Below are 3,084 nucleotides of genomic sequence, written 5' to 3' on the forward strand. Positions count from 1 at the left end.
TAAGACTGCTGCTCCTGAGCATACACCGCCATGCCTTCAACATCGTCCACCAGCGCACCACCAACTTTAGCGACAGACTCCAGCTTAACGCCGTCGTCTTCGTTAGCACCAATCACCCAGACACCGGCACCTTCTTCACCCACAAATAGCTGTTGGGTCGCTTCATTGGCAACACAACCTTCAGGCTGACTGTCGACTTTGAAGGTACGAACTTTGGTTCCGGCAATGCTCATTCCAGGAGCCTTCAGCCCATGAACAGCTTTAAGTCGGTATTGCTGATAAGTCCCATCCTTATCATTGACGAAAACGTCAATACGGCCCGGCTCGGGCTGGTACATACAAAGGCCATAAATTTCGGACAGATCCGTCTTCACCTTGCCGGACTCGGTCAAGCGACCGGTTTCACGGTCAATGCTGTAAACAGCAATACTGTTATCGGTCCGGTTACTGGCCGTTGCTACATCGACCGTTTTTCGGCCCAGTGAGAAGTTATAACGGACATCCACATTATTCAAACGCCCTGTTGTGAAGGCCTGCAGTTCCCTGCCCTGAAGGTCATAAACAAACAGTCCCTGCTTTTTATTGGTCCCCAGCACCATGCTCTGACGGGCATTTTCAGGATTGACCCAAATAGCCGGATCATCAGCCACGTCGCCAAAACGTCCCATGGAAGGTGTTTGCACTTCAGGCAGGATGGTTACCAGCTCACTGTCTTGTGTTGCTTCAGACTTTGCCCAATCCAGATCGGCAGCCAGATACTGATCTGTTTCATCATCAAACAGGCCCACACGCAGTGTCGAATCGGTTTCCCGAGCCACAGCCACTGATTCAGGTGCTTCTGCTCCTGCCACTTTGAGCGCAAATGCCTCTTCGACGGTTCCACCTTCCACTTTGTAGCCACTGAGGGTAGCCACTGAGGGTAGCCACTGAGGGTAGCCGTATCAGGATCAACCACCATCACACCACCAGGGAATGCAGAAATACCGGCTACATTCACAGCAGTAGAACCGTGCGGCTGTACCAGTTGAATGACCTGACGACCCGGTGCTGCTTCAGGGTGTGCACCCTATTTCCACACCCCAACGCCTTCTTCGGCGACATAAAGAGCATTCGTCGTATCATCAACACTGCAATAGCTGCTAAGCGGTGGCAAATTCAGATCACGAACTTCCCTCGCAAAGGGTTGTTGAGCTTCCCCGTCAACCACCAGCCACTGCTGACCGGCTCCCCGCCCATTGAGCATAAACAGGTAAACGTGTTGCTGAGTGTCGCGATAGAGACAAATACCATCGATATCAAAGGTGGGAGATGGCAGGCTCGCCAATGGCTTGAGAGTTCCCTCTTCCGTATTTACGGCCACCAGCATAGGGCGGTTGGTTTCCTTGTTAACACTGGCAGCCAGTAATACCGACTGCCCCTTAATGGTCACGTCTTGTCGTATATCCAGCAGTTCATTACTGCCATTGATCTGACTGAGAACCTTGCCATCTTCGTTCAGTAGCAAAAGCCCTTTGTTTTCACTAGTGACCAGCCAAAGTGATTGATCTTCACTCCCCAGAGGTATGACTGTTTCACCCGAAAGCCCTTGGGCATTCTGAATGGCACTGGCCTTCAACTCAGGATCATTGCTGCAACCACTCATAGCAGCCATCATGGCTACCAGACTGACCGTCATAGATAACTGTTTTATTGTCGTTTTTATCATCATCAAATACATTCAGCTTTAGGCTGTTTTTTTATCGTCAGGGGGAACACTAAGGTTGATTCCCCCTACAGTATTCTTCAGCTATTAGAAATTACTGAGAGTGACACCCAGTTTCCAGGCAGTGCCATACTCTTCATACTGAGCGTTGTATTTCTCTTTACCGGTGTACTTATAGAAAGCAGCATCGGTGAGATTCACCGCCTGGAAGAAAACATTCAACTCATCGGTTAACTGGTAGCTGGCCGTAAAATCAATCTGGGTATAATCATCAACGTTCAAGGTAGGCCGCTTCGCGGCGACTTTTTGCCCAGTGCCTGCTTGAAACCACCTCACTATCACCAGCCATTGTCTAACCTGAGTTTTCAATTAACATTCAAACGGAAACTCGAACATTGCAAGTTGTAAAAAAATTCTCACTCATTTGGATAGCAGCCTTCAGCACGGTCAGCTCAACTTGTTGCGCACTGGACGAGAGTTTTGCTTTATTATTTATGGCTCTCAGCAAAACACTTATGACCGCCCAACAACTTCCTGTTGAGGTCACATCCACGCAAGCTATATACCTCAAAGAAGGTAATGTCCTGCCATTCCCTGGCACGCAATGCATGTATACGGAAATCGAAGGGGAGCAGGTGTGCTTCGGGAACAACGCTACAACCCAGATCCGGCTCCAGCCCACCAAAAGCATGAAGCTCGGACTATCCCCTCAGAGTATTTCACAACTGAAATACAACGCATCACTACCACCACCGCCTCCTGAACTTCTTCCTGGGCAGGTTATATTCCCTGAGTTTGACTCGGGGACTAGAGCTGTCGCTACTGAAATACAGAAAGGAGTTGATCGACACTATGAAATCACTGAAGCCGTCAAACAGAGCCGGCGGCTACGGTTATTTCGCAGCTCCGGGGAATACATAGATGGAGTGGTAAATGAGGATGAACAGGAGGAAGAGGATGAAACCACCGAGTGGTATGCATTGGAAGAGAGCGAGAATGAGCCTGATGACTCCAATGAAACAAATATTCGATATGACGAGCCAGCCCATGGGAGAATTCCCTTAAAGCCTGATACCCGTTACTGCATACTCCGTCGCTCCCATAATAAAAGCCAAATAAGCAGTGCCTCCCCTTGTGATGGAGAAGGGGCAACAGGCAATGAAGGCAATGAAGGCAATGAAGGCAAATCAAGTACTGAGAATACCAAGAACCAAGAAGAAGAGAATGAAGGCACGAGCGAAAACACGTCAGAAAGCATGGGTACAGAAGAAACCCAGCATGTAAATTTCGAGCCTTGCCCAACCTGTGGCGGATCATTTTGTGAGCACCTCGAATTCTACTTTGATGCCCCCAAAGCCGTAAAGCCCAAAGCCGTAGAGTCC

Annotated in this window: 4 protein-coding genes; 1 reads left to right on the plus strand and 3 read right to left on the minus strand. The window is 49.3% G+C overall.

All coding sequences use genetic code 11. The annotated features are described in order from the left end of the window. The 3 genes from ACR2PX_RS23625 to ACR2PX_RS23635 form a co-directional block, all read right to left on the minus strand. Positions 1 to 914, minus strand: a 914-nt coding sequence (locus ACR2PX_RS23625) for a phytase (protein ID WP_434001805.1), incomplete at its 3' end; no start/stop codon positions are given. A gap of 152 nt (positions 915 to 1,066) precedes the next feature. Continuing rightward, positions 1,067 to 1,708: a phytase gene (locus ACR2PX_RS23630; protein WP_434001806.1), complete on the minus strand. Its 642-nt coding sequence runs from the start codon at positions 1,706 to 1,708 to the stop codon at positions 1,067 to 1,069. A gap of 81 nt (positions 1,709 to 1,789) precedes the next feature. Beyond that, positions 1,790 to 1,984, minus strand: a complete 195-nt coding sequence (locus ACR2PX_RS23635) for a hypothetical protein (protein ID WP_434001807.1) — start codon at positions 1,982 to 1,984, stop codon at positions 1,790 to 1,792. 233 nt (positions 1,985 to 2,217) lie between these two features. On the opposite strand from ACR2PX_RS23635, the gene ACR2PX_RS23640 reads away from it, so the two are divergent. Continuing rightward, positions 2,218 to 3,084, plus strand: an 867-nt coding sequence (locus tag ACR2PX_RS23640; RefSeq protein WP_434001808.1) for a hypothetical protein, incomplete at its 3' end; no start/stop codon positions are given.

This window comes from Endozoicomonas sp. (assembly GCF_051008435.1).
Taxonomy (GTDB): domain Bacteria; phylum Pseudomonadota; class Gammaproteobacteria; order Pseudomonadales; family Endozoicomonadaceae; genus Endozoicomonas_A.

Bases quoted from the DNA above. Each gene is read 5' to 3' on its own strand.
- ACR2PX_RS23630 (WP_434001806.1), bottom strand. From the start codon at position 1,708: ATGATGATAAAAACGACAATAAAACAGTTATCTATGACGGTCAGTCTG.